26 protein-coding genes are annotated in these 24,294 nt (G+C 62.0%); 16 read left to right on the forward strand and 10 right to left on the reverse strand.

Features of this window, described 5'->3' with window-relative positions:
• Positions 1-9: 9 nt before the first annotated feature.
• Positions 10-540 (reverse strand): invasion associated locus B family protein, encoded by a 531-nt coding sequence (locus AC3WVQ_RS02800; RefSeq protein WP_034801218.1) that lies wholly within the window; start codon positions 538-540, stop codon positions 10-12.
• Between the two features lie 366 nt (positions 541-906).
• Between AC3WVQ_RS02800 and coxB the strand changes: the two genes are divergently transcribed.
• The 13 genes from coxB (at position 907) to rnhA (ending at position 10,863) form a co-directional block, all read left to right on the forward strand.
• Positions 907-1,788 (forward strand): cytochrome c oxidase subunit II, encoded by an 882-nt coding sequence (gene coxB / locus AC3WVQ_RS02805; protein WP_034801222.1) that lies wholly within the window; start codon positions 907-909, stop codon positions 1,786-1,788.
• A gap of 20 nt (positions 1,789-1,808) precedes the next feature.
• Complete coding sequence (gene ctaD, locus AC3WVQ_RS02810) at positions 1,809-3,497, forward strand: cytochrome c oxidase subunit I (protein WP_034801224.1); 1,689 nt, start codon at positions 1,809-1,811, stop codon at positions 3,495-3,497.
• A 98-nt stretch (positions 3,498-3,595) separates the two neighbouring features.
• The gene (locus AC3WVQ_RS02815; RefSeq protein WP_034801469.1) at positions 3,596-4,552 is read left to right on the forward strand and encodes a heme o synthase; all 957 of its coding nucleotides are present in this window, start codon (positions 3,596-3,598) and stop codon (positions 4,550-4,552) included.
• Entirely contained in the window at positions 4,552-4,692 is a 141-nt protein-coding gene (locus tag AC3WVQ_RS02820; protein WP_043619862.1) for a cytochrome c oxidase system small membrane protein, read from the forward strand. The genes AC3WVQ_RS02815 and AC3WVQ_RS02820 overlap by 1 nt, the downstream gene beginning before the upstream one ends.
• 11 nt (positions 4,693-4,703) lie before the next feature.
• Positions 4,704-5,297 carry a cytochrome c oxidase assembly protein gene (locus tag AC3WVQ_RS02825; RefSeq protein ID WP_110818487.1) on the forward strand — a complete coding sequence of 198 codons (594 nt, stop codon included), beginning with the start codon at positions 4,704-4,706 and terminating at the stop codon, positions 5,295-5,297.
• Between the two features lie 64 nt (positions 5,298-5,361).
• Positions 5,362-6,240 (forward strand): cytochrome c oxidase subunit 3, encoded by an 879-nt coding sequence (locus AC3WVQ_RS02830; RefSeq protein WP_034801236.1) that lies wholly within the window; start codon positions 5,362-5,364, stop codon positions 6,238-6,240.
• Positions 6,241-6,339: 99 nt separating this feature from the next.
• On the forward strand, positions 6,340-6,828 hold the full coding sequence (locus tag AC3WVQ_RS02835) for a L,D-transpeptidase family protein (RefSeq protein WP_110818486.1): 489 nt from the start codon (positions 6,340-6,342) through the stop codon (positions 6,826-6,828).
• Entirely contained in the window at positions 6,825-7,208 is a 384-nt protein-coding gene (locus AC3WVQ_RS02840) for a DUF983 domain-containing protein (protein WP_034801241.1), read from the forward strand. The genes AC3WVQ_RS02835 and AC3WVQ_RS02840 overlap by 4 nt, the downstream gene beginning before the upstream one ends.
• Complete coding sequence (locus AC3WVQ_RS02845) at positions 7,177-7,944, forward strand: SURF1 family protein (RefSeq protein ID WP_110818485.1); 768 nt, start codon at positions 7,177-7,179, stop codon at positions 7,942-7,944. Before AC3WVQ_RS02840 ends, AC3WVQ_RS02845 begins: the two co-directional genes overlap by 32 nt.
• A gap of 54 nt (positions 7,945-7,998) precedes the next feature.
• On the forward strand, positions 7,999-8,364 hold the full coding sequence (locus AC3WVQ_RS02850; RefSeq protein WP_090294771.1) for a DUF1304 domain-containing protein: 366 nt from the start codon (positions 7,999-8,001) through the stop codon (positions 8,362-8,364).
• A gap of 3 nt (positions 8,365-8,367) precedes the next feature.
• Positions 8,368-9,378 carry a 4-hydroxy-3-methylbut-2-enyl diphosphate reductase gene (gene ispH, locus AC3WVQ_RS02855; protein ID WP_090294769.1) on the forward strand — a complete coding sequence of 337 codons (1,011 nt, stop codon included), beginning with the start codon at positions 8,368-8,370 and terminating at the stop codon, positions 9,376-9,378.
• Positions 9,379-9,418: 40 nt separating this feature from the next.
• A complete protein-coding gene (locus tag AC3WVQ_RS02860; protein ID WP_034801252.1) occupies positions 9,419-10,399 on the forward strand; it encodes a homoserine kinase in 981 nt (326 codons plus the stop codon).
• Positions 10,396-10,863: a ribonuclease HI gene (gene rnhA, locus AC3WVQ_RS02865; RefSeq protein WP_034801253.1), complete on the forward strand. Its 468-nt coding sequence runs from the start codon at positions 10,396-10,398 to the stop codon at positions 10,861-10,863. The genes AC3WVQ_RS02860 and rnhA overlap by 4 nt, the downstream gene beginning before the upstream one ends.
• 49 nt (positions 10,864-10,912) lie before the next feature.
• On the opposite strand, the gene AC3WVQ_RS02870 is transcribed toward rnhA, so the two are convergent.
• Positions 10,913-11,398 (reverse strand): peroxiredoxin, encoded by a 486-nt coding sequence (locus AC3WVQ_RS02870; RefSeq protein ID WP_090294767.1) that lies wholly within the window; start codon positions 11,396-11,398, stop codon positions 10,913-10,915.
• Between the two features lie 73 nt (positions 11,399-11,471).
• Positions 11,472-12,314 carry a protein-disulfide reductase DsbD domain-containing protein gene (locus AC3WVQ_RS02875; protein ID WP_090294765.1) on the reverse strand — a complete coding sequence of 281 codons (843 nt, stop codon included), beginning with the start codon at positions 12,312-12,314 and terminating at the stop codon, positions 11,472-11,474.
• Positions 12,315-12,483: 169 nt separating this feature from the next.
• Here AC3WVQ_RS02875 and AC3WVQ_RS02880 point away from each other — a divergent pair, with 169 nt between their 5' ends.
• A complete protein-coding gene (locus tag AC3WVQ_RS02880) occupies positions 12,484-13,089 on the forward strand; it encodes a YqgE/AlgH family protein (protein WP_034801471.1) in 606 nt (201 codons plus the stop codon).
• A 115-nt stretch (positions 13,090-13,204) separates the two neighbouring features.
• Here the strand turns inward: AC3WVQ_RS02880 and AC3WVQ_RS02885 are convergent, their stop codons facing one another.
• From AC3WVQ_RS02885 to thrC, 4 genes are all read right to left on the reverse strand, one after another.
• Positions 13,205-16,114, reverse strand: coding sequence for an EAL domain-containing protein (locus AC3WVQ_RS02885; protein ID WP_034801269.1), 2,910 nt, complete (start codon positions 16,112-16,114; stop codon positions 13,205-13,207).
• Positions 16,114-16,725: a GNAT family N-acetyltransferase gene (locus tag AC3WVQ_RS02890; RefSeq protein ID WP_090294764.1), complete on the reverse strand. Its 612-nt coding sequence runs from the start codon at positions 16,723-16,725 to the stop codon at positions 16,114-16,116. The genes AC3WVQ_RS02885 and AC3WVQ_RS02890 overlap by 1 nt, the downstream gene beginning before the upstream one ends.
• A gap of 306 nt (positions 16,726-17,031) precedes the next feature.
• Complete coding sequence (locus AC3WVQ_RS02895) at positions 17,032-18,333, reverse strand: M16 family metallopeptidase (RefSeq protein ID WP_034801274.1); 1,302 nt, start codon at positions 18,331-18,333, stop codon at positions 17,032-17,034.
• A 16-nt stretch (positions 18,334-18,349) separates the two neighbouring features.
• Positions 18,350-19,750, reverse strand: a complete 1,401-nt coding sequence (thrC, locus tag AC3WVQ_RS02900) for a threonine synthase (protein ID WP_060584171.1) — start codon at positions 19,748-19,750, stop codon at positions 18,350-18,352.
• A gap of 281 nt (positions 19,751-20,031) precedes the next feature.
• Between thrC and AC3WVQ_RS02905 the strand changes: the two genes are divergently transcribed.
• Entirely contained in the window at positions 20,032-20,583 is a 552-nt protein-coding gene (locus tag AC3WVQ_RS02905) for a hypothetical protein (protein ID WP_034801474.1), read from the forward strand.
• A gap of 68 nt (positions 20,584-20,651) precedes the next feature.
• On the opposite strand, the gene AC3WVQ_RS02910 is transcribed toward AC3WVQ_RS02905, so the two are convergent.
• Complete coding sequence (locus AC3WVQ_RS02910) at positions 20,652-21,758, reverse strand: ABC transporter substrate-binding protein (protein ID WP_034801278.1); 1,107 nt, start codon at positions 21,756-21,758, stop codon at positions 20,652-20,654.
• Between the two features lie 228 nt (positions 21,759-21,986).
• Entirely contained in the window at positions 21,987-22,682 is a 696-nt protein-coding gene (locus tag AC3WVQ_RS02915; protein ID WP_034801280.1) for an HAD family hydrolase, read from the reverse strand.
• Positions 22,683-22,862: 180 nt separating this feature from the next.
• Between AC3WVQ_RS02915 and AC3WVQ_RS02920 the strand changes: the two genes are divergently transcribed.
• On the forward strand, positions 22,863-23,531 hold the full coding sequence (locus AC3WVQ_RS02920) for a GntR family transcriptional regulator (protein ID WP_060603882.1): 669 nt from the start codon (positions 22,863-22,865) through the stop codon (positions 23,529-23,531).
• Positions 23,532-23,551: 20 nt separating this feature from the next.
• Here the strand turns inward: AC3WVQ_RS02920 and AC3WVQ_RS02925 are convergent, their stop codons facing one another.
• A complete protein-coding gene (locus AC3WVQ_RS02925) occupies positions 23,552-24,232 on the reverse strand; it encodes an ArsR/SmtB family transcription factor (RefSeq protein WP_090294762.1) in 681 nt (226 codons plus the stop codon).
• Between the last annotated feature and the right edge of the window lie 62 nt (positions 24,233-24,294).

Raw genomic sequence — 24,294 nt, forward strand, 5'->3', positions numbered from 1 at the left:
TGTCGCCGTTCAGGGCAGCGCGTCGTAGCCTTCGCCGAAGCCCTTGAGGTCGACAGGGATGCCGATGCCTTCTTCGGGCGACTGGAAGACGATGAAGGTCGCCGTCGCACCGGAACGGAAGGTCTTCAGGAGTTCGTCCTCGAGCACCACTTCTGCGTAGCAGCCGTCGGAGAAGCAACGCACGAAATAGGCGCGGCCGATATCCTTGCCGTCGACGTTCAGGCCGAGGCCGTTCGGCAGAAGCACGCCGAGCGGAGCGAGTACGCGCAGGATCTTGGCCTTGCGATCCGCAGTCTTCAAAACGACCACCGACAGGCCAACTTCCGGCCGGTCTTCGGCGATGACGTTTTGCATCAGCGCGCACTGGTCAGCGGAGGCGCCCGGCGGCTGATCGCAGACGATCGACCATGCGCCATGGTTGGACTTGACCGTGCCGGGTGTTCCCGCGGGCTGCTGGGCCAGGCTTTGAGCCGGGAGAGCGAGAACGGCAAGGCCGAAGGCGGCGAAGGCCGACAGTCGGGAAAAGAGGGGCAGGCCCATGTAAACCTCAAAACGTCGAATCATCAGGGCTATTCTTGAAGCGCGCAGGAATAAATGAAAAGCCCTGCGGGGCACATTCCAGCGCCATATGGCGGAAATTGGGCGGGTTGGGCGCCCTATCCGGCGCGCCGCCGTCAAAGCGCTGTGCAATCGGATCGCCAAGCGCGCAGAAGAGCCCCTATAGGTGGTTTCGCCACGGGTTTCGAGGGGTGCCTGTGTGAAAAGCTGCGTTTGTGCAAAAATGCCGCATGGGGTTGATTGGTCAGATGTTGCGGCATCGGACAAACTGTGGTTTGAAGCGCAGCAGTATCGCAGGGATTCTGCGTTCCGGTTTGATCCTGATCAAGCGCATTGGGGAGACACATTGTGAAAAACAAGGCTTATGCAGTTCTGGCAGCGCTTGCCTGTCTGCTTTTTGCTTCGAGCGCCTTTGCTGACAAGCCTGTCGAATGGCAGACGAATTTTCAGACGGCCGCTACGGGCATCATGGAAGAAATCACGTGGTTTGAACATTATACCCTGTGGTTCATCATTCCGATTACTCTCTTCGTTCTCCTCCTTTTGATCATCGTTGTGATCAAGTTCCGCGAAAGCGCGAACCCGGTTCCGTCCAAGACCAGCCACAACACCGCGATCGAAGTCGTCTGGACCGTCGGTCCGGTCGTCATCCTTCTTTTCCTCGCCATTCCGTCCTTCCAGCTCCTGACCGCGCAGCTGACGCCGCCGGCCAATCCGGACCTGACGCTCAAGGCGACCGGCAACCAGTGGTACTGGTCCTACGAGTATGAGGTCGGCGAAAGCCCGCTCACCTTCGACAGCATCATGATGAAGGAAGAAGATCGCGCGACGCTCGGCAAGGAAGACAAGAAAGAATATCCGCGCCTGCTCGCCGTCGACAACGAAGTCGTCGTGCCGGTCGGCAAGACGGTTCGTGTTCTCGTCACCGCTGCTGACGTGATCCACGCTTTTGCAATGCCTGCCTTTGGCGTGAAGATCGACGCCGTTCCCGGTCGCCTGAACGAAACCTGGTTCAAGGCCGAGCGCGAAGGTCTCTACTACGGCCAGTGTTCCGAGCTCTGCGGTAAGGACCACGCTTACATGCCGATCGCCATCCGCGTGGTTTCGCAGGAAAAATACGACACCTGGCTCGCAGCCGCCGCAACGAATGTTGGCGATGCGAACAAGGCGCTCATGGCGTCCATCGACTCGGCCAAGACCGTCGACGTCGCCGCTAACGCCGCACAGTAATCGGAAGGGGAGCTCGACCCATGGCTGGAACAGCCGTTCATCACGACCAACGCCATGATCACTCCGATCATGGCCACGCAGACCATGCGCATAAGCCTTTGAGCTTCTTCCAGCGCTGGTTCCTGTCGACCAACCACAAGGACATCGGCACGCTCTACCTGATCTTCGCGATTTTCGCGGGCATCATCGGCGGCACGCTGTCCATCTTCATGCGCGCCGAGCTCCAGGAGCCAGGCATCCAGATCTTCCACGGCCTGGCGCAGATGGTTTACGGCTTCGAGGGCGATGCTGCCATCGACGGCGGCAAGCACATGTTCAACGTGTTCACGACCGCGCACGCGCTCATCATGATCTTCTTCATGGTCATGCCGGCGCTGATCGGTGGCTTCGCCAACTGGATGGTTCCGATCATGATCGGTGCGCCGGACATGGCGTTCCCGCGCATGAACAACATCTCCTTCTGGCTGATCATTCCTGCCTTCCTGCTCGTGCTGCTTTCGATGTTCGTCGAAGGCCCGGCTGGTGCCTACGGCGCAGGGGGAGGGTGGACGATCTATCCGCCATTCTCGACATCGGGCATGCCAGGACCGGCGATGGACTTCGTCATCCTCGGCCTGCACATTGCCGGCGCGTCCTCGATCCTCGGTGCGATCAACTTCATCACCACGATCCTGAACATGCGCGCTCCGGGCATGACGCTGCACAAGATGCCGCTCTTTGCCTGGTCGGTTCTGATCACCGCCTTCCTGCTTCTGCTCTCGCTGCCGGTTCTGGCAGGCGGCATCACCATGCTGCTCACCGACCGCAACTTCGGCACGGCCTTCTTCGCGCCTGAAGGCGGCGGCGATCCGATCCTGTTCCAGCACCTGTTCTGGTTCTTCGGTCACCCGGAAGTCTACATCCTGATCCTGCCGGGCTTCGGCATCGTCAGCCACATCGTTTCCACTTTCTCGCGCAAGCCGATCTTCGGCTACCTCGGCATGGCCTACGCCATGGTCGCGATCGGCGCCGTCGGCTTCATCGTGTGGGCACACCACATGTACACCGTCGGCATGTCGCTCGACACGCAGCGCTACTTCGTCTTCGCGACGATGGTCATCGCTGTTCCGACGGGCGTTAAGATCTTCTCGTGGATCGCGACGATGTGGGGTGGTTCGATCCGCTTCACGACCCCGATGGTCTGGGCGATCGGCTTCATCTTCCTGTTCACCGTCGGTGGCGTCACGGGCGTTCAGCTCGCCAACGCCGGCCTCGACCGCTCGCTGCACGACACCTACTACGTGGTTGCTCACTTCCACTACGTTCTGTCGCTCGGCGCTGTCTTCGCAATCTTCGCTGCCTGGTACTACTGGTTCCCGAAGATGACCGGTTACATGTACTCCGAGTTCGTCGGCAAGCTGCACTTCTGGGTCATGTTCATCGGCGTGAACCTGATCTTCTTCCCGCAGCACTTCCTCGGCCTCGCAGGCATGCCGCGCCGTTACATCGACTATCCGGATGCCTATGCCGGCTGGAACATGGTTTCGTCCTACGGCTCCTACATCGCAGCCGTCGGCGTCCTGATCTTCCTCTTCGGCGTCTTCGAAGCCTTCGCCAAGAAGCGCGTCGCTGGCGACAACCCGTGGGGCGAGGGCGCGAACACTCTGGAATGGCAGCTGTCTTCGCCGCCGCCGTTCCACCAGTGGGAACAGCTCCCGCGCATCAAGTGACGGGCAAAGAACAGAAGCCGCCGGTTCCGGCGGCTTCACCCCGCCGGGCAACCGGCGACACACGGCCCTTGCGGCCGGGACTTTTGCAGGGACAGGACATGACGGTCATCGACAATCACGAAGCAGTCGGCATGGAAGGCGTACCGCGCCTGTCCGAAGCCTCTGCGCGCGATTACTTCGAGCTTTTGAAGCCGCGTGTCATGTCCCTGGTCGTCTTCACGGCATTCGCCGGGCTGGTGCTGGCACCAGGACACATCAATCCTTTCATCGGTTTCATCGCCATCCTCTGCATCGCCGTCGGCGCTGGCGCCTCGGGCGCGCTGAACATGTGGTATGACGCCGACATCGACGCGGTCATGACCCGTACCGCCAAGCGCCCGATCCCGGCAGGCAAGATCCTGCCGCAGGAAGCGCTGGCATTCGGCCTGACGCTGTCTGCTTTTTCCGTGATCATCCTCGGGCTCGCCGTCAATTGGCTCGCAGCCGGGTTGCTCGCATTCACCATCTTCTTCTACGTGGTCATCTACACGATGTGGCTGAAGCGCTCGACGCCGCAGAACATCGTCATCGGCGGTGCTGCCGGCGCTTTCCCGCCGATGATCGGCTGGGCCTGCGTGACCGGCGCCGTGTCGGTGGAGAGCATCGTGCTTTTCCTGATCACCTTCCTGTGGACCCCGGCGCACTTCTGGGCGCTCGCCCTCTTCAAGATGGGCGACTACGGCGCCGTCGGCGTACCGATGATGCCGAATGTCTGCGGCCAGGCGACCACCAAGAAGCAAATCGTCATCTACGCCGTTCTGACTGCACTTATCGGCATCTGTCCCACCTTGCTCGGTTTTGCGAGCATTGGTTACGGCGCAGTCGCAGCGGCCCTCGGCCTTGGCTTCGTGTGGTACTCTATCGGCGTGTTGCGCATGCCGGAATCAGATGAGCGCATGCTGCCGGCCAAGAAGCTCTTTGCCTTCTCGATCATGTATCTGTTCGTGATCTTCTCCGCCCTGATGGCGGATCACCTGATCGTCAATATCTGGCTGAATGCCGGGAGTATTGCCTGATGGAAACCGTCAAGCTCACTGATGCCCAGAAGAAATCGCGCCGCGGCCGCAACATCGCGCTCGGCTTCGTGCTCTTCGGCCTCGTCGTCCTCTTCTACATCGTCACGCTGATCAAGTTCGGCAACGGCATGGTCAACTGAGGCGAAATGGCATGACGAAACCACCGCAGACCACAAGCTCGCAGCGCTCCAACCGCGTCGTCGTCGGCACTTGCCTCGCTTTCGTTGGCGGCATGGTGGGCATGGCCTATGCGGCTGTACCGCTTTACGACATGTTCTGCCGCGTCACCGGCTATAACGGCACGACGCAGCGCGTCGAGCAGGCGTCCGACGTCATCCTCGACGAGAAGGTCAAGGTCACCTTTGACGCGAACACTTCGGGGGGCCTGCCCTGGGAGTTCAAGCCGGTCCAGCGCGACATCGACATCCGCATCGGTGAAACGGTGCAGGTGATGTACAAGGCAAAGAACTTGTCGTCGAAGCCGACGACGGGCCAGGCGACCTTCAACGTCACGCCGATGCAGGCGGGCGCCTATTTCAACAAGGTCCAGTGCTTCTGCTTTACCGAGACGACCCTGCAGCCGGGAGAGGAGATGGAGATGCCGGTGGTATTCTTCGTCGATCCGGACATGGTCAAGGCGGTGGAGACCAAGGACATCAAGACGCTGACCCTTTCCTACACCTTCTATCCGCGCGAACCGTCGAAACCGGTCGCGCAGGTGAAGACGGAAGAGAACAAACTTTGACTGGAGGTCCTTTTCGGCTATGCCGGAAGGGCGACAAGAGAGAGACATATCGGGGATTACTGACATGGCCGGTGCGCATCAGAAGAATCACGACTACCACATCATCGACCCGAGCCCCTGGCCGCTGCTTGCTTCCATCGGCGCCTTTGTCATGGCGTTCGGCGGCATCTGCTACATGCGTTACCTGTCGGGTAGCTCGCTGAAGATCTTCGGCCTCGAGCTTGCCAACGTCTGGATCCTGCTCGCAGGCCTCATCATCGTGCTCTACACCATGTACGGCTGGTGGTCGGACACGGTGAAGGAAGCGCACGAGGGCCACCACACCCGCGTCGTTTCGCTGCATCTGCGCTACGGCATGCTCATGTTCATCGCTTCTGAAGTGATGTTCTTCGCGGCCTGGTTCTGGGCCTTCTTCGATGCGAGCCTGTTCCCGGGCGAAGCCATCCAGGCAACCCGCGCTACCTTCACCGGTGGCGTCTGGCCGCCGAAGGGCATCGAAGTGCTCGATCCGTGGCACCTGCCGCTCTACAACACCGTCATCCTGCTTTTGTCGGGCACGACGGTGACCTGGGCGCATCACGCGCTGCTGCACAATGACCGCAAGGGCCTGATCAACGGCCTGACGCTGACGGTCGTGCTCGGCGTGCTGTTCTCCTTCGTCCAGGCGTACGAATACGCCCACGCTCCCTTCGCCTTCAAGGACTCGATCTACGGCGCGACCTTCTTCATGGCGACCGGTTTCCACGGCTTCCACGTTCTGGTCGGCACGATCTTCCTGCTCGTCTGCCTGTTCCGTGCACTGCGTGGTGACTTCACACCGAAGCAGCACTTCGGCTTCGAAGCGGCCGCCTGGTACTGGCACTTCGTTGACGTCGTCTGGCTGTTCCTGTTCTTCTCCATCTACATCTGGGGAAGCTGGGGCGCGCCGATCGCGCACGGCTGATAGCGCGAGCATCTAAGTCAAGGAACAGGGCGGTTGCAGTCATGCAGCCGCCTTGTTCTTTTGGTGGTGTGCCGCCGATCGGCTTGATGGGAGACGGAAATGAGGTTGGCCTTGGTGGCTGCTACGCTAGTGGTATCCGGCGGTTTTCCCGCTGCGGCGGCCGATAGCGCGGACAGGGTTGTCGTGCACAAGGAGCGGCGGCTGTTGCAGCTCTTCCAAGGTGACCAGGTGATCCGTGAATACACGGTTGCGCTCGGCGGCAACCCCATCGGTCACAAGCGTCAGGAGGGAGACCAGAGGACGCCGGAAGGGCTCTATTCTCTCGACTGGCGCAATCCCGGCAGCGGTTACTACAAGTCCATCCACGTCTCTTATCCGGCGCCGGCCGATGTCTCTGCCGCTGCCGCGAACGGTGTCGATCCGGGCGGCATGATCATGATCTATGGCCAGCCCAATTATTTCGGCTGGCTGGCCTTTTTGACGCAGCGCTTCGATTGGACGAATGGCTGCATTGCCGTTACCAATGCCGAAATGGAAGAAATCTGGGCCATGGTTCCCAACAACACGCCAATCGAGATCAAGCCGTGAGTGAAGACAAGGCACATTTCCCGCCGGTTGACCCGGTGATGACCGGGATCAAGGGGCTTTGCCCGCGCTGCGGCCAGGGCAAGCTTTTCGACGGGTTTCTGAAGGTCAAGCCCGCCTGCGCAAGCTGTGATCTCGACTACAAGTTCGCCGATGCCGGCGACGGTCCGGTGGTCTTCGTGATCCTGATCGTCGGCTTCATTGTCGTCGGCGCGGCGCTCTGGGCGGAGGTCAACTTCAACCCGCCGCTCTGGCTGCATTTCATCTTGTGGATCCCGCTTGCGGTGATCTTCAGCCTCGGCCTGACGCGGATGCTGAAGGGTATCCTGATCAACCTGCAATACCGCAACAATGCGCGTCCCGGCGAGATCGACCGTGGCTGAGATCGCGACCAGCAAAAAGCGTGGCCTGATCGGCCGCATCGGCACGTTGCTGCTGCTCGTCGCGACATTTGCCATTCTTGTCTCGCTCGGTACCTGGCAGATGCAGCGGTTACACTGGAAGGAAAGCTTGCTTTCGGCCATGGCCGAGCGCAGGTCTGCGCCGCCGGCGACGCTTGCCGAGATCGAGAAGATCCTCGCTGATGGTGGCGACATCGACTACCGCACGGTTTCGGTGACCGGCGGGTTCGACCACACCAAGGAGCGGCATTTCTTCGCGACGTTCAATGGCCGCACCGGCTATTACGTCTTCACGCCGCTACGGCTGGACGACGACCGTTTTCTTTTCGTCAATCGCGGTTTCGTGCCTTTCGAGCAGAAGGATGCGTCGACCCGGCTTGCCGGCGAGCTTCCCGCCTTCGTCGGCGTTCATGGTCTTGCAAGGCCGAAGCTTGACGGAAAGCCGTCGTCGCTCGTTCCCGACAACGACCTCGCCAAGAACATCTTCTACTGGAAGGATCTCGACACGATGGCGTCTTCCGTCGGCCTTCCCGCCGACAAGGTCGTGCCGCTGTTCGTCGATGCCGATGCGACGCCCAATCCGGGCGGTCTGCCGATTGGCGGTGTCACCCAGTTCGACCTGCCCAACAACCACCTGCAATATGCGCTGACCTGGTATGGGCTGGCAGCGGCTCTGGTGTTGGTCAGCGGCATCTATGCAATGCGCAGCGAGCGATAGTCTCGCGTTTGCCGTCATGCTAACCGTGTGGGACGAACGGCGGTGGGAGCAATTATGACGATCATTGCAAACACATTGATTGCTTTGACCGGCTTGCTGCATATCGGTTTTCTGGTGCTGGAAATGTTCCTGTGGACCGGGCCGAAGGGAAGGGCCGTGTTCCGCATGACGGCCGAGCAGGCCGAGACAACACGGGTGCTCGCGGCCAACCAGGGGCTCTACAACGGCTTTCTTGCCGCCGGTCTGTTCTGGTCGTTGATCCAGGCGGAAGCCGCCTTTGCCTTTCAGCTGAAGGTGTTCTTCCTTGTGTGCGTGGTCGTTGCCGCTATATATGGCGCGTGGTCGGTCAAGCCGCGCATCCTCCTCATCCAGGGCGGCCCGGCGATCGCAGCGCTCGTTTTCCTACTAATGGCATCCTGATCCATGGCATCATCAGCGGCAGAAAAATCCCCGATCACCATCCGCCTTTGCGGCCCGCGCGGCTTTTGCGCCGGCGTCGACCGCGCGATCCAGATCGTCGTCCTGGCGCTGAAGGAATTCGGCGCACCGGTCTATGTCCGCCATGAGATCGTCCACAATCGCTACGTCGTCGAAGGCCTCGAAGCCAAGGGCGCAATCTTCGTTGAAGAGCTCGACGAGATCCCGCCGGAGCACCGCAAGCAACCGGTCGTCTTTTCGGCGCATGGCGTGCCGAAATCGGTGCCCGCCGACGCGGATGCCCGCAACCTTTTCTATCTCGACGCCACCTGTCCGCTGGTCTCGAAAGTCCACAAGCAGGCGATGCGCCACAACCGCCTCGGCCGCCATGTCGTCCTGATCGGCCATGCCGGCCATCCGGAAGTGATCGGCACTATGGGCCAATTGCCTGAAGGCACGGTATCGCTGGTCGAGACCGTCGAGGACGCCGACGTCTATCAGCCGCCGGACCCGGACAATCTTGGTTTCGTCACCCAGACGACACTGTCGGTCGACGACACCGCCGGCGTCATCAAGCGGCTGCACGAGCGCTTCCCGAACCTGACGGCGCCCGCCGCCGATTCGATTTGCTACGCCACCACCAATCGCCAGGAGGCGGTGAAGCAGGCAGCACCCGGCTGCGACCTGTTCCTGGTCGTCGGCGCGCCCAACTCGTCCAATTCCAAGCGGCTTGTCGAGGTGGCCCTTCGGGCCGGCGCGAAAAAATCCGTGCTGGTCCAGCGGGCGTCGGAAATCGACTGGGACGCAATCGGCGATATCTCTACGGTCGGCCTGTCGGCCGGCGCGTCTGCGCCGGAAGTAATCGTCAACGAGATCATCGAGGCGTTTCGCGAACGCTACGACGCTTCGGTGGAACTTGCCGATACGGTCGAGGAAAACGAGAACTTCCTCGTCAACCGCGAGATCCGCCACGTGCCGCTGACGGCTGCCGACATGGCCTTCGTCAACGGCGAATAAGCCGCATTCCCTGCCCGCATTTTCTTGAGAGTGGACACCCTTGGCCGTTTACACCGATATTACGGAAGACGATCTCGCCCGTTTTCTCACCGCTTACGACGTCGGCCAGCTGACCTCCTACAAGGGGATCGCCGAGGGTGTCGAGAACTCCAATTTCCTGCTGCACACGACCAAAGGCTCCTACATCCTCACGCTCTACGAAAAGCGCGTGAATGCCGGCGACCTGCCGTTCTTCCTGGGCCTCATGCATCATCTGGCCGAGCGTGGGCTGTCCTGCCCGCTGCCGCTGCCGCGCGCCGATGGCGAGCTACTCGGTGAGCTCTCCGGCCGCCCTGCCGCCGTCATCTCCTTCCTTGAGGGCATGTGGCTGAGAAAGCCCGAAGCCAAGCACTGCCACGAAGTGGGCAAGGCGCTGGCGGCCATGCACGTCGCCGGCGAAGGCTTTGCGCTGAAGCGCACCAATGCGCTCTCCGTCGGCGGCTGGCGGCCGCTCTGGGTCAATTCCGAAGCGCGCGCCGATGAGGTTCAGGCAGGTCTCAAGGACGAGATATCGGCGGAGCTCGAACATCTGGAGCGCCATTGGCCGAAATCGCTGCCGGAAGGCGTCATCCACGCCGATCTCTTTCCGGACAACGTCTTCTTCCTCGGCGACCAGCTCTCCGGGCTGATCGACTTCTACTTCGCCTGCAACGACTATCTCGCCTATGACGTCGCCGTCTGCCTCAATTCCTGGTGCTTCGAGAAGAACGGCTCCTACAACATCACCAAGGGCATGGCGATGCTTTCGGGCTACGAGAGCGTGCGCAAGCTGACGCCCGCCGAGGTCGACGCCCTGCCGCTGCTTTGCCGCGGCTCGGCGCTGCGCTTCTTCCTGACGCGCCTCTACGACTGGCTGATGACGCCCGCGGGCGCGTTGGTGGTCAAGAAGGATCCGCTCGAATATCTGACGAAGATCCGCTTCCACCGGGCGATTACGTCCAGCGCCGAATATGGCCTGCGCCGGGACGGGGGTCAGGCATGAAACATGTCGATATCTTCACCGACGGTGCTTGCTCGGGCAATCCGGGGCCGGGCGGCTGGGGCGCTGTGCTGCGCTATGGCGAGGTGGAAAAGGAGCTGTCCGGCGGCGAGGCCGAGACCACCAACAACCGCATGGAGCTGCTGGCGGCAATCTCGGCGCTCGACGCCCTGAAAAGCGCCTGCGAGGTCGATCTCTACACCGACAGCAAATATGTGATGGACGGTATCTCCAAGTGGATCCACGGCTGGAAGAAGAACGGCTGGAAGACTGCGGACAAGAAGCCGGTGAAAAACGGCGAGCTCTGGCAGCGGCTGGACGAAGCCAATCGCCGCCACAAGGTGACATGGCACTGGGTCAAGGGCCATGCCGGTCATCCGGAAAACGAACGCGCCGACGAGCTCGCCCGCAAGGGCATGGAACCCTACAAGAAGGGGCGTCGTTCGGACTCACTTCTCGTGAAATGAAAAAAACGGGCCGCTGAGGCCCGTTTTTCATTTGCACTCGCTTCTGCGCTCAGAGCTGCTCGAGCATGGCGGCGGCGCCCGAAACGGTCGCCTGGCCAGGGCTTTCTTCGAGATTGAGCGACTTCACCACGCCGTCCTCGACGAGCATCGAATAGCGCTTGGAGCGCACACCGAGCGTGCCGGCCGACAGGTCGATGTCCATACCGAGCGCCTTGGTGAAGGCGGCGTTCCAGTCCGAGAGGAAGTGAATCTTGCCCATGCCGCCCGACGTGGTCGCCCAGGCACCCATCACATGCAGGTCGTTGACCGAGACCACGGCGATGTCGTTGACACCGCGGGCAAGGATCGCGTCGCGGTTTTCGAGATAGCCGGGCAGGTGGTTGAGCGAGCAGGTGGGCGTGAACGCGCCGGGAACGGCAAAGAGCACGACGCGCTTGCCGGCAAAGAGCTGATCGGTGGTGACCTCGACGGGACCGTCGGCGGTCTTTTCCTTGAAGGTTGCGGCTGGCAGCTTGTCTCCGACGGCAATGGTCACGGCACTCTCCTTGCGTTGCTTGCGTCTCGCTTCTCCGCACTCGTCGGAGAACTCGGCGGACTATAGATGCGCCCTAATCAAAGGCAAGGGTCGTCTCCATGCTGCGGCCCTGGGCGCGCACAGTCAAAACGATCGGCTTGCCTTTGAGTTCCCTGTCCTTGCCCGTGAGCCTCACCGGAACGGCTGCGTTTAACGCCCTGTCGCCTGCAGGCTGGATCTCGGGCTTGCCGAACGAAATGCCTGAAGGTCCGGCGAGAAAGAGTTCCGGATCCTTGTCGTCGGCGGGCAGGCGAACCGACAGATGCATCAGCGCCTTGTCGGCATCGTAGCGGCTCGCCGTCACCGAGAAATCAGCCGACGGCGCCTCCGGCAACGCGGCAACGGCATCGTCGATCCGCGCGCCGTCGAGCGGATTGTCGAAGCCGCCTTGCTTGATGGCGAGCGTTAGCTCGCCCTGAACCGGTATGCAGATGTCCTCGCAGATGCCGAGGAACACGGAGGCGCGAATGGTAACGTCGCCGCTGCCGTGGACGCGCTTCAAGGTCAGCGGAAAGGCGACCGGCCTGTCATAGCCGATGTAGCGCACGACACCGTCGTCGAACGTCTTGGGCACCGGGAAGCCGATCTTTTCCAGCTCCACGTCGCCTGCCGGGTCGAGCGTCACCTGCGGGGGAATGCCGCTTGCACCCGGCTCGCGCCAATAGGTCTTCCAGCCAGGGTTGAGCTTGACCTCCAGCGTCGCCGGGATCGTGCCATCCTCTTTGGGCTGGGCGGCGACCAGACGGATCATGCCGCCGGGGGAGGTGACCCACTCGCTGGTGGCCGCGTTGGCGCCGAAGGGGAGAAAAAAACAGCCGGCAAGGCTTGCCGCGCCGATGAACTGGGCCATTTTCTGGTGGGTGAAGCACTGGATCATATGGCAAGCAATATCGCTTTTGCCAAAACCGCTCCAGACGCTGCGACGGACGCAACGATCATAATTGCTTGATCGGACACGGCGAAGTGAACGCCGTGCGTGCAATAATTATGGGCCGCGACGCTGAGGCGCTTTTCATTTCGCGGCGAATTGATAGGCTGTTCGCATGATGGCTACTCCGATGGCGCAAAAGAGACGCGAGCGAGGCTTTCTTGACGGTCAGTTCCTGATCGCCATGCCCGGGATGTTTGACGCCAATTTCGCTCGCACGGTCATCTTCATCTGCGCCCATTCGGACGATGGCGCCATGGGCTTCATTCTCAACCGGCCGCAGCAACTGACCTTCCCCGACGTGCTGCTTCACCTCGATCTTCTCGATGAGGACGAGGCGATCCGACTCCCGCAGGTAACACGGGATTTCCAGATTCAGGCGGGCGGTCCGGTCGAGACCGGGCGCGGCTTCGTGCTGCATTCCGACGATTATCTGAGCGATTCCAGCATTCCCGTCAGCGACGATATCTGCCTGACGGCGACGCTCGACATCGTCCGCGCCATTTCGCGCGGGGAGGGGCCTGTGCGCGCGACAATGATGCTCGGCTACGCCGGGTGGGGACCGGGCCAGCTCGAATCGGAAATCACCCAGAATGGCTGGCTCACATGCCCGGCGCGCGATGAACTGATCTTCGACAAGGCGCTTGACGACAAATACGATCGGGCGCTGGCGCTGATGGGTGTCTCGGCCGCGATGCTCTCCATGGATGCCGGCCACGCCTGATTGGCGGCTGACCGACCTTTCCCAGATCCTTGATGCAGAAATGAAAAGCCCGTCGGATTGTAACCGACGGGCCTGGAGACGTTGGTCTGCGCGCTGAGCGGCGTCGCCTTGGCGATTACGCCCGCTTCATCAGTGGAAAGCGTTCCTTCAGCAGGCGCTGGATCGATTCCGAACCGATCGGCGGACCGAAGAGGAAGCTCTGCCCATAGTCGCAGCCCATCTGCGACAGCTGGATTGCGTCGTCCTCGGATTCGATGCCCTCGGCCACCACCTGCATGTCGAGCTCGCGCGCCATCGTGATGACGGAGCGCAAGAGGATGCCGCGCTTGTCGCTTGGGTCGCGCACCAGCGCCTTGTCGATCTTGATCGTGTCGAAGGGGAAGCGGGTGAGGTAGGAGAGCGATGAGTGGCCTGTGCCGAAGTCGTCGAGTGCCAGCTTGAGACCGGCTTCCTTCAGCTTTTCGAGAACGAGACGGGCCTGCTCCGGATTTTCCATTACCAGCGATTCCGTCAGCTCCATCTTCACCTTGCCCGGGTCGCAGCGGTTCTTGGTGAGAATGGCACGAACGTCGTCATAGAGCTCGTTGTTGAGAAGCTGCGCGCTCGAAAGGTTGATCGAGACGAAGATCGGCAGGTCGCCGGTCTGCAGCTGCCATTCCGTCAGGTCACTGGTCGCCCGGTCGAAGGCGAACATGCCGAGCTGGTTGATGAGGTCGGAATTCTCGGCGATCGGGATGAACTCGGTCGGCGAGATGTTGCCACGCTTGGGGTGATCCCAGCGCATCAGGGCCTCGAAGCCGGCGATCTCGGCATCGTTCAATCGCACGATCGGCTGGTAGACGAGAGAAAGTTCCTTGCGCTCGATTGCCTTCTTGAGATCGGCTTCAAGCTGCATGCGGTCCGAGCCGGAGGTGCGGAAGGCCGGGCGGAAAGGCTCGACGCGGTTGCCGCCTTCCTTCTTGGCCCGGAACATCGCGAGCTCTGCGTCGTCGAGAAGCCCGGTCGCACTCTGTTCCTGGTCGAGCCAGGAGACGAGCCCGATCGATGCCGTCAGGTTGATTTCGCGGTTGCCGTAGTTGAGGGGCACCATGATCGCCTTGCTCACCGCATCGGCGAAATCGGCGACTTTGGCCGGATCGCGCTCGGACATCAGGATCAGGCCGAACTGGTCGCCACCGAGGCGGGCCAGCGTATCCTGCGGGCGCAGCAACCGGCGCAGGCGCCGCGTCAGCGCGATGAGGATGTTATCGCCGGCGGCAATGCCCAAGAGATCGTTGACCTGCTTGTAGCGGTCGATGTCGATCGCAAGCACCGTCGGGCGGACCGAGTTGCTGCCGTCGGCCATCAAGAGCATGGCCTGCAGCCGGTCGAGGAAGACCTGACGGTTCGGAAGCCCGGTCAGATTGTCGAGCAGGGCGTTGTGCAGCAGCCGTTCGACCGAGTTGCGCTGTTCGGTAATGTCGATGATCGTGCCGACGCAGCGGATGATTTCGCCGTTGGCACCAAGCACCGGCCGGGCACGGATCGAGAGCCAGTGATAGTGGCCGTCCTCGGCGCGTACGCGGAATTCATGGTTCAGCTTGCCGCGGCGGCGTTCCAGCAACACGTCGAGCGTGGCGCGGAAGCGGTCGCGATCGTCAGGGTGAAGCCGCGGAAGCCAGTTGCGCAAGGGGCCGTGCATGCTGCCGAGCGACAGGCCGAGCTGCGTCGAGATATCGGGCATCGTCACCACCCGGTCGCGGGCGACGTCCCAGTCCCAGACGGTGTCGCCGGAGCCGGTGAGCGCCAGCGACTGGCGCTCGAGATCGGAGAACAGGCCCTGCTGGTAGCCGCTGCCGGCGACCGCGTGCTGCATGACGGTAAAGCCGATCAACAGTACGATCAGCACGAGACCACCGCCGAGCGCCGGCTGCACGATGTCGTTGGCGAGCTGGCCGGTGACCGTCAGCCAGGCGCCGAAGAGCCAGACGAGGATCAGCAGCCAGGCGGGAACGAGAAGGATCGCGCGGTCGTAGCGGTTGAAGCCGAGATAGGCGATCAGGACGATGCCGACCGTGCCGGTCAGCGCGAAGGAGAGGCGGGCGATGCCGGATGCGATCGCCGGGTCGTAGACGGCGACGCCGAACAGCAGGCCGAGGCCGAGGATCCAGGCGAGTGTCGCATAGCCGAGATGCTGGTGCCAGCGGTTGAGATTGAGGTAGGTGAACAGGAAGATCACGAGGCCGGCCGCAAGGAAGACCTCTGTGCCCGCGCGCCATATTCGCTCGTCCCCCGCCGTCACGCTGATGAGCTTCGACAGGAAGCCGAAGTCGACGCAGATATAGGCGAGAACGGCCCAGGCAAGGGCGGCCGTTGCCGGCAGCATCGAGGTTCCCTTGACGACGAAGAGGATGGTCAGGAACACCGCAAGCAGGCCGGCAATGCCGAGCACGATGCCGCGATAGAGCGTGAAGGCGTTGACCGTGTCCTTGTAGGAGTCCGGCTCCCAGAGATAGATCTGCGGCAGTTCCGGTGTTGCCAGCTCGGCGACGAAGGTGATGATGACGCCCGGCGCCAGCGTGATGCGGAAAACGTCCGCCTCGTCGCTCGGTTCGCGGCTGAGCGCGGAGCCTTCGCTCGGCGTGATCGAAAGAATGCGCTTGGAGCCGAGGTCCGGCCAGAAGAGCTTGGAATTCACCAGTCGGAAATGCGGTGCGACGATCACGCGGTCGAGCGGTTCGGCCGAAACGTTGGCGAGCGCGAACACAGCCCAGTCGCCCTGATGGTCCGCACTGTTGGAGCGCACTTCGATGCGGCGCACGATGCCGTCGGTTCCGGGTGCTGTCGAAACCTGAAAGGCTTCGTTGCGGCCGCTGTAGATTTCGGTCGTTGCCGTCAGGTCGAGCGCCGTGTCTTCGCGCGAAATCTTGACCGGCTCCAAAGCCTGGGCCGCGCCGCCGAGCGCACAGAAAATCGTCGTGAGCGTTATCAGAAACGCTGCCAGCTTGGAGGCTGACCAGGCGAAGGGCGAGCGGGCTAGAGGCATCAAAGGGGCATATTCCTGTTCGGTAGGGCATCGTCGGACAGGAGAGAAAAGAGCAGATGGTCTCGCCACTGGCCGTTGATTCTCAAGTACTGTCTTAAATAGCCTTCACGCTCAAAACCGGCCTTTTCAAGGAGCCGGATGCTTCTTGAGTTGTCCGGAATACAGGCTGCTTCAATACGGTGCAACTCAAGGGTCGAAAAGATGTAGGGGATCGCGAGCCTGAGGGCCGCAAACATGTGGCCTTTGCCCGCGTGGCGCGCGCCCATCCAGTAGCCGATCATGCAGTTTTGCCCGGCGCCGCGGCGAATGTGGCCGATCGTCAGTCCGCCGAGCAGGACCTCGCCTGGCTTGTGGAAAAGGAAGAGCGGCACCGCCTGGCCGGAGGCATATTCCTGCTCGTTGCGGACGACCCGGCCGCGGAAGGCGCCCTCGGTCATTTCGTCGGTGCGCCAGGTCGGCTCCCACGGCTCCAGGAAGGCGCGGCTGTCGCTTCTGAGCTGATACCACTGGCGATAATCGGAATAGCGGGGGAGGCGGAGCAGGTAATTCTGGTCGGCGATTTCGACCGTCTCCGGCTGCCGCGACAGGAACCGAAAAACCGATCGTGTCATAGCTGCCTCCGAGGCCGTTCCGTTTACGCGCGAGGACCTTGTACCATCCGCCCGACGGCACGTCTTTGCGCCGTCACAAATCGAAACGTTGCACAACTTTGCGCGCAAATCGAATCCGATTTTGCGAAAAGTCGCAAAGACTTCACCATTCGGACATGCGGTCATCATCCGTTGCGCGCCGGCTGGCCGAACGCAGTTTCCAGGCGACGCTTGAAAGCGCCTTCCGTGCGAAATTGCGCAATGTTTGGGAGGCCGGGATCGCTTCATCGTTTTGATGAAATGGAGCCCGGCCGTTCAGCCTTCGTCTTAGCTTGCGACGGCGTGCGGGACGGCGGCCTTGCCGGTCAGCGACGACAGGATGTCGCCCATCGGGGCAAGCTGTTCCAGCGGGCCGATCGCCGAAAGCGTCGGCGTGGTGTCGAAGAACAGCCGACCGGCAAGGTCGGTCAGGCGCTCGATGGTGATGCCGGAGAGGCGCTCCATCAGTTCTTCATTCGGGATCGGGCGACCGTAGAGCATCATCTGACGGGCGATCTGGCCGGCACGGGCCGCCGGGCTTTCCTGACCCATCAAAAGCTGTGCGCGGATCTGGGCACGGGCGCGCTCGATTTCCTGCTGCTCGATGTTCATCGAGGATTTGCGCAGTTCATCGACGATGACGGGCATCAGCTCCGGCAGGTTCTCGCCGCCGGTCGCAGCATGCACGCCGAAGATGCCGGTGTCGGAGAAACCCCAGTGGAAGGCATAGACCGAATAACAGAGGCCACGGTGCTCGCGCACTTCCTGGAAGAGGCGCGAGGACATGCCGCCGCCGAGAATGTTGGCGAGGATCTGCGAGCAATAGAAGTCGCGCGCGTGGTAGGCCTTGCCTTCAAAGCCGAGCAGCACCTGCGCGTCCATCAGGTCGCGGGTTTCGCGGCTCTCGCCGCCGGTGTAGAGGGCAGTTTCGAGCACGGGCGTTGCGATCGGTGTGCGCGGCAATGACGAGAAGCGTTCTTCGACCTGGCGAACAAAGGATTCGTGTTCGACGGCGCCGGCGGCGACCACAAACATGCGGTCGGTCGTGTAGTTGCGGCCGAGATAGTGCCGGATCTGGTCGGCGGAGAACGACATGACCGTGTCCGGCGTGCCGAGGATCGGCCGGCCGACGGTCTGATTGCGATAGGCGGTCTCGGCGAAGCGGTCGAAGACGACATCGTCGGGTGTGTCGTCGGCAGCGCCGATCTCCTGCAGGATCACGTGCTTCTCGCGGCGCAGTTCTTCCTCGTCGAAGCTGGACTCGGTCAGAATGTCGGCGAGAATATCGACAGCAAGCGGCACGTGGTCCTTGAGAACCCTGGCATAATAGGAGGTCGTTTCGGTGGAGGTCGCAGCATTGACCTCGCCACCGACGTTTTCGATCTCTTCGGCAATCTGGCGGGCGGTGCGCCGCGCGGTGCCCTTGAAAGCCATGTGCTCCAGCAGATGGGCAATGCCATGTTCGCCGAGAGTTTCATTGCGCGAACCGGACTTGATCCACACGCCGAGCGCCACACTTTCGAGATGCGGCATGTGCTCGGTTACCACCGTCAACCCGGAAGGGAGCCGGGTGCACTCAACTTTCATCATACGTTTCTTCTCGTTCTTACCCCCGGAGACGGGTACGCTCGCCGATAAAGGTTTCGACGGTTTTCAGGTCCGGATCCAGGATATCGAAACGCTCCTCCCTGTTCATCAGGTCAGCAAGCCACGTCGGAAGCGCCGGGTCAATACCACTTGCCGATTTTACCGCGTCCGGGAATTTCGCCGGATGGGCGGTGGCAAGCGTCACCATGGGAGCGGATGCCTTCTCGTGTTTGGCGGCGACGAAGACACCGACGGCGCTATGCGGATCGAGCAGATAGCCCGTGTCTGCAAGCGTCTTTGCGATCGTCTTGGCGACTTCTTTCTCCGAGGCGCGACCGGCGCGGAACTCCTTGCGGATCGCCTTCAGCGCCTTTTCGCGGATGGTGAAGGAACCGGACTGCTTCAGCCCGTCCATCGCCGAGCGGATTTCGCCCGGGTCGCGATCGTTCGCCTCGAACAGAAGCCGTTCGAAGTTCGACGAGATCTGGATGTCCATCGACGGTGCGGTGGTCGCCTTGACGTCGCGCATCTCGTAGCGGCCGGTCTTCAGCGTGCGGGCGAGAATGTCGTTTTCGTTGGTGGCGATGATCAGCTTGTCGATCGGCAGGCCCATGCGCTTGGCGACGTAGCCGGCGAAGATATCGCCGAAGTTACCGGTGGGGACCGTGAAAGAGATCTTGCGGTCTGGGCCGCCGAGCGCGACCGCCGTCGTGAAGTAATAGACGATCTGGGCCATGATGCGCGCCCAGTTGATCGAGTTGACACCCGAAAGCTTGACACGGTCGCGGAAGGCGGCGTCGTTGAACATCGCTTTGACGAGGTTCTGGCAGTCGTCGAAGTTGCCGTTGACTGCAATCGCATGGACGTTCGATGCGCTCGAGGTCGTCATCTGCCGCTGCTGCACCGGCGAGACTTTGCCGTGCGGGAAAAGAATGAAGATGTCGGTGCGCTCACGACCGGCAAAGGCGTCGATGGCGGCGCCCCCGGTGTCGCCCGAAGTCGCGCCGACGATGGTGGCGCGCTCGCCGCGTTCGGAAAGCACATAGTCCATCAGCCGGGCGAGCAGTTGCATCGCCACGTCCTTGAAGGCGAGCGTCGAGCCATGGAAGAGCTCCATGACGAAGGCGTTCGGTCCGGTCTGCACCAGCGGCGCCACCGCCGGGTGGCGGAAGGTGGCATAGGCCTCGTCGATCATTTCGCGGAACTTGGCCGCCGGGATCTCGCCATTGATGAAGGGTTCGAGCACGGTAAAGGCAATGTCCTGGTAGGATTTGCCGCGCAGGCCGCGAATTTCCTTCTTGGAAAACTTCGGCCATTCCTTGGGGAGATAGAGACCGCCATCGCGCGCAAGACCGGCAAGCAGCGCGTCGCAGAAGCCGAGAGGAGCGGCTTCGCCGCGCGTCGAGATATACTTCACCATCGTTGTCCTTCGTCCCACCTCAAGGATTGCGGCGACCTTGGGAAACGTCGTCGCGACACGCTCGTCTTATTGCGTCAGTCCTTGACAGAGTCTGCATCTATTCTTGTCACCGACCCAATTTCCGGTCGCAAAACTAGCTTCGGAAAATTCGGAAGGGACGGACTGACCCAATCGATTTTTCAGTTTGTCGCTGCTATAGACGATGCCCGAAGGCCATGAAAGGTCTTCCGGCCGAGATTTCGGTCAAGGAGTTTCAACCGGTCCAGCAGAGGTTGTTCAACGTGTTTGGCAAAGTTTCCCGGCCTGTTCTCGCAATATCTTTTCTCGCAGTCCTAGCCGGCTGCAATAAGACGCAATCCGGTGGGGCGATCGACGCAGGCGGCAGTGCCGCTGCTCCGACGCCGGCCGTCGTTCAGGCCGCATGCCCGCAGGTCGTCATTCGTGACGGCACAAATGTGCATGCCAGCTACGCAAAGGGGGCCAAGAACGACCCGACGAAGCTCGTCTATCAGGCCTCCCTGGCAGACACCACGCGGCAATGCGTGCAGAGCGAGAGCGCGTTGACGATAACCGTCGTGGTCCAGGGCCGCGTCGTCAGCGGTCCTGCCGGTGGTCCCGGCAAGGTCACCATGCCGATCCGCGTGGCTGCAACCGACGAAGACAAGACGCTCTATTCGGAACTGACGCAGCATGCGGTGGAAATCCCCGCAACCGGTTCGGCCCAGTTCGTCTTCACCAAGGCCGACGTGACGCTGCCGGCCGGCGCCGGATCCAATGTCACCGTCTATGTGGGCTTCGACGAAGGCCCGCCGGCCAAGGGCAAGAAGAAGTAAGCAGCGGCCTATGCCGCAAAAAAAACGCCGGGGCTTGCCCCGGCGTTTTCATTTCCGTCGTGTGCGGCTTATTCAGCCGGAACGCTCTTGCCGCCTTCCCACTTGTAGAGCGAGAAAGCCTGCGAGGTCAGGTCGCCGGCTTCGCTGTAGGTCAGCTTGCCGAGAACCGTGTCGATGGCTTCGCCAGACTTGATCGCAGTTGCAACCGCGGTCGCGTCTTCGGCGGAGCCTGCCTTCTCGATGCCGGCCTTCAGCACCTGGACGGCAGCATAGGCGTTGAGCGTGAAGGCTTCGGCCGGGATGTTCTTCGCCTTCAGCGCTTCGACAGCCGGAGCCGAGGCGGGGTTGCTGGTCGCGTCGCTGGCATTGGTGTAGACCGTGCCGGTCGCAGCTTCGCCGCCGATTGCCCAGAACTCGGTGTTGGACAGGCCGTCGCCGCCGAAGATCTGCGCCTTCACGCCCTGGTCGTGCATCTGGCGTGCCAGCAGGCCACCTTCCGGATGGTAGCCGCCGAAGTAGACGACATCGACGTTTTCCGACTTCAGGCGGGTAACGATCGCGCTGAAGTCCTTGTCGCCCGGGTTCAGGCCTTCATAAACGACTTCGGTGATGCCGCCGGCATTGATCGCCTTCTTGAAGCCGTCAGCAAGGCCCTTGCCGTAAGGCGCCTTGTCGTGGAGGACGGCAATCTTCTTGTCCTTGAGGTTCTTGACCACATAGGCAGCGGCGACTTCGGCCTGCTGGTCGTCGCGGCCGCAGGTGCGCAGCACGTTCCAGAGACCGCGGGTGGTGAGGTCAGGCGTGGTTGCCGTCGGTGTCACCATCAGGATGCCGTTTTCGGCAAGGATGTCCGAAGCCGCCATCGAGGTGCCCGACAGAACCGGGCCGACGACGTAGCGGATGCCTTCACCAGCAGCCTGGTTGGCAACCGAAACGGCCTGCTTCGGATCGCCGGCGTCGTCGAGCATCTTCAGCACGATCTTCTCGCCATTGATGCCGCCAGCCTTGTTGATCTCGTCTGCAGCCGTTTCCGCGCCGTTCTTAACCTGCTCGCCATAGGCCGCGACCGGGCCGGTGAGCGGCGTGATCACGCCAATGGTGATGTCGGCGAAGGCGAGCGGGCCAAAGGCGACGCTGGCCGCCAGGGTCAGGCCGGTCAACATTGAAAGACGCATTGTGTTTCCTCCTAAAAATACCCCGATGGGGCTTGCTTGGTACGGCCCTCGTGCGCGGCTCCTCGAAAACCGGGAAGATTTTCTAGGGGACGTGACGCCACTGCAATGTGTCATCATGTCCCCCGGCGTCTAATTGGACGTCTGCCGTGTTGGCCGAAGGCTTCTTTCCCGCTCCGGCCGAAAGCCGGAGCGAAAGGGGCATGGCGGTGTGCGACCGCCTGCGGCCAATCAGGCCGTCATCGACTCCGACCATGCGGAAAGGGCCGCGATCACGCCCGGCAACGCCGTCATGCGCGAAATCACCGTTTCCGCACCCGCTTCGGTCAGCTGGTCGGCATGCGAGGGGTGGGTGTGCGAACCGCCGGTGAAGCCGACGACGCGCATGCCAGCGGCACGTGCACCGTGGATGCCGTGCACGGAGTCCTCGATCACCAGCACCCGCGACGGGTCGACGCCCATCTGCTTGGCGCCGTGCAGGAAGATATCCGGCTTCGGCTTGACGCGGTCGGCGCCGAGGTCGCGCGCGGAATAGATGTGTCGGCCGAAATGGTCCTTGATGCCGACCTTGCCGAGCATCATGGCAAGTCGCGCCGAGGTCGAGTTGGAGCAGATGCAGTGCGGCAGCGTCAATTGCGCCAGCATCGGCTTGACGCCGTCGATGATGTTGAGGTCGCGGGCAAGGCGCTCGTCGAGGATGACGTCGACCTTGCTGATGAGCTGGGCCGAAAGCGGGATGCTTGCTTCCTTCTCGATTTGCAGCAGCGTGTTGTGCCAGGTCATGCCGGCAAAACGCTCCGCCATTTCCTCGACGCTGATCGGGTAACCCGCTTCTGTCAGCAGTGCTGCTTCGACTTCCGATGCGATGATTTCGGAATCGACGAGAACGCCGTCGCAATCAAAAATGATGAGATCGATACCGGTCATATGGAACAGTTCCCTGGGAGGAGAGGCGCCGCAGGCGGGGGGAGGAATGTTCGCGCGGCGCGGGGCTTTCGTACGGCAGAGCTTTTATACGATGGTAGGCCAAAGCTCAACCATTGGAAATTATCGAAACCGCCCGTGCGCTTGCTCGACAGTATTGTTTCGCGGCTCTATCAGTAGGCGATGGAAAAGCAGCAGGACGACACGCTCGCAAGTCGCATCAGCAAGGCCCTGGCCGAGCGGATCATCTCCGGTATGCTGATGCCCGGGGAGCGCTTGCGGCAGGATCATATCGCCGAGGAATTCGGCGCGAGCCACGTTCCCGTTCGCGAAGCCTTTCGACGGCTGGAGGCCCAGGGCCTTGCCGTCAGCGAGCCGCGCCGCGGCGTTCGCGTCGCCTCCTTCGACCTGAAGGAGGTGAGGGAGGTCGCCGAAATGCGCGCGGTGCTGGAGGTTCTGGCGCTTCGCCATGCCATCCCGCATCTGACGCCGGCGATCCTCGATCGGGCCGAGATGGCCACGGCCGCCGCCGATACTTCGCGCGACGTGCGCTCCTGGGAGGCGGCAAACCGCGCCTTCCATCGGCTGATCCTCGAACCCTGCAGCATGCCGCGGCTGCTGGCGGCGATCGATGATCTGCATGCAGCGAGCGCCCGCTTCCTGTTTTCCGCCTGGCGCACGAGCTGGGAGGCGCGCACCGATCACGATCACCGCGCGATCCTCGCCGCCTTGCGCGAAGGCCGAGGCGACGAGGCGGCAAAGATCCTCGAACGCCATGTGGGCTGGATCGGCAAGACGCCGGTCAGGACCGCCGCGGGCGAAACCCGCGAGGCCTTTTCCATCGTCGGCTAGAATGGTTTTGCTGGCAGCAGCTACTGCGGAAACAGCTCGGAAAAAGCCTTCTCACCGTTGGCGGTGAAGCGGATGGCGCGGCTGTTCGCCTCGCGCTTGGCCCAGCCCTTGTCGATGAATAGCGTCAGCAACGCTTCGCCAAGCGAACCGGCCAGATGCGAGCGGCGCTCGCTCCAGTCGAGGCAGGTGCGGCAGATCGGGCGGCGGGATTTCTTGAGTGCTGAATAGTCGATGCCGAGCGCCTCGATCCGGTTCTGCCCGTCGGGCGTCAGCGCCAGGTCGTCGCCGGTGACTTCGATCTGCTTTTCGGCAATCAGGCTGTCATACATGCGCACGCCATAGTCGCCGGCCAGGTGATTGTAGCAGACGCGCGCTTTTCTCAGCGCCGGATCCTTCGGCCCGGGGCGGTGCCGGTTCATGCCGCGGCTGGCGGCAAAGCCCATCAGGTTCTCGAGCATCAGCCCGACTTCGTCTTCTGCCAGCTGAAAATATCGGTGACGGCCTTGCTTGCGCTGGCTGAGCAGACCGCCGGCCTCGAGCTTGGCCAGGTGGGAACTGGCGGTCTGCAGCGTGATGCCGGCATGGGTGGCAAGCTCGGTTGCGGTCAGCGCACTACCCCCCATCAGCGCCGTCAGCATGTTGGCGCGGGCGGGATCGCCGATCAGCGATCCGATGAGAGCGATGTCTGGACCTTCCTTCATACTTCGATCGTAGTCGAAGCATCCGCGTCGAACAAGGAGGCATAGTCACTCCATCGAAGGCT

The sequence above is a fragment of the Ensifer sp. EB106-05-01-XG146 genome, assembly GCF_058791875.1.

Excerpts from the sequence above, each read along its gene's own strand:
- AC3WVQ_RS02800 (WP_034801218.1), bottom strand. The coding sequence starts at position 540 with ATGGGCCTGCCCCTCTTTTCCCGACTGTCGGCCTTCGCCGCCTTCGGC.
- ctaD (WP_034801224.1), top strand. The coding sequence starts at position 1,809 with ATGGCTGGAACAGCCGTTCATCACGACCAACGCCATGATCACTCCGAT.
- AC3WVQ_RS02815 (WP_034801469.1), top strand. The coding sequence starts at position 3,596 with ATGACGGTCATCGACAATCACGAAGCAGTCGGCATGGAAGGCGTACCG.
- AC3WVQ_RS02820 (WP_043619862.1), top strand. The coding sequence starts at position 4,552 with ATGGAAACCGTCAAGCTCACTGATGCCCAGAAGAAATCGCGCCGCGGC.
- AC3WVQ_RS02825 (WP_110818487.1), top strand. The coding sequence starts at position 4,704 with ATGACGAAACCACCGCAGACCACAAGCTCGCAGCGCTCCAACCGCGTC.
- AC3WVQ_RS02830 (WP_034801236.1), top strand. The coding sequence starts at position 5,362 with ATGGCCGGTGCGCATCAGAAGAATCACGACTACCACATCATCGACCCG.
- AC3WVQ_RS02835 (WP_110818486.1), top strand. The coding sequence starts at position 6,340 with ATGAGGTTGGCCTTGGTGGCTGCTACGCTAGTGGTATCCGGCGGTTTT.
- AC3WVQ_RS02845 (WP_110818485.1), top strand. The coding sequence starts at position 7,177 with ATGCGCGTCCCGGCGAGATCGACCGTGGCTGAGATCGCGACCAGCAAA.
- AC3WVQ_RS02850 (WP_090294771.1), top strand. The coding sequence starts at position 7,999 with ATGACGATCATTGCAAACACATTGATTGCTTTGACCGGCTTGCTGCAT.
- ispH (WP_090294769.1), top strand. The coding sequence starts at position 8,368 with ATGGCATCATCAGCGGCAGAAAAATCCCCGATCACCATCCGCCTTTGC.
- rnhA (WP_034801253.1), top strand. The coding sequence starts at position 10,396 with ATGAAACATGTCGATATCTTCACCGACGGTGCTTGCTCGGGCAATCCG.
- AC3WVQ_RS02875 (WP_090294765.1), bottom strand. The coding sequence starts at position 12,314 with ATGATCCAGTGCTTCACCCACCAGAAAATGGCCCAGTTCATCGGCGCG.
- AC3WVQ_RS02880 (WP_034801471.1), top strand. The coding sequence starts at position 12,484 with ATGGCTACTCCGATGGCGCAAAAGAGACGCGAGCGAGGCTTTCTTGAC.
- AC3WVQ_RS02885 (WP_034801269.1), bottom strand. The coding sequence starts at position 16,114 with ATGCCTCTAGCCCGCTCGCCCTTCGCCTGGTCAGCCTCCAAGCTGGCA.
- AC3WVQ_RS02890 (WP_090294764.1), bottom strand. The coding sequence starts at position 16,725 with ATGACACGATCGGTTTTTCGGTTCCTGTCGCGGCAGCCGGAGACGGTC.
- AC3WVQ_RS02895 (WP_034801274.1), bottom strand. The coding sequence starts at position 18,333 with ATGATGAAAGTTGAGTGCACCCGGCTCCCTTCCGGGTTGACGGTGGTA.
- thrC (WP_060584171.1), bottom strand. The coding sequence starts at position 19,750 with ATGGTGAAGTATATCTCGACGCGCGGCGAAGCCGCTCCTCTCGGCTTC.
- AC3WVQ_RS02910 (WP_034801278.1), bottom strand. The coding sequence starts at position 21,758 with ATGCGTCTTTCAATGTTGACCGGCCTGACCCTGGCGGCCAGCGTCGCC.
- AC3WVQ_RS02915 (WP_034801280.1), bottom strand. The coding sequence starts at position 22,682 with ATGACCGGTATCGATCTCATCATTTTTGATTGCGACGGCGTTCTCGTC.
- AC3WVQ_RS02920 (WP_060603882.1), top strand. The coding sequence starts at position 22,863 with ATGGAAAAGCAGCAGGACGACACGCTCGCAAGTCGCATCAGCAAGGCC.
- AC3WVQ_RS02925 (WP_090294762.1), bottom strand. The coding sequence starts at position 24,232 with ATGAAGGAAGGTCCAGACATCGCTCTCATCGGATCGCTGATCGGCGAT.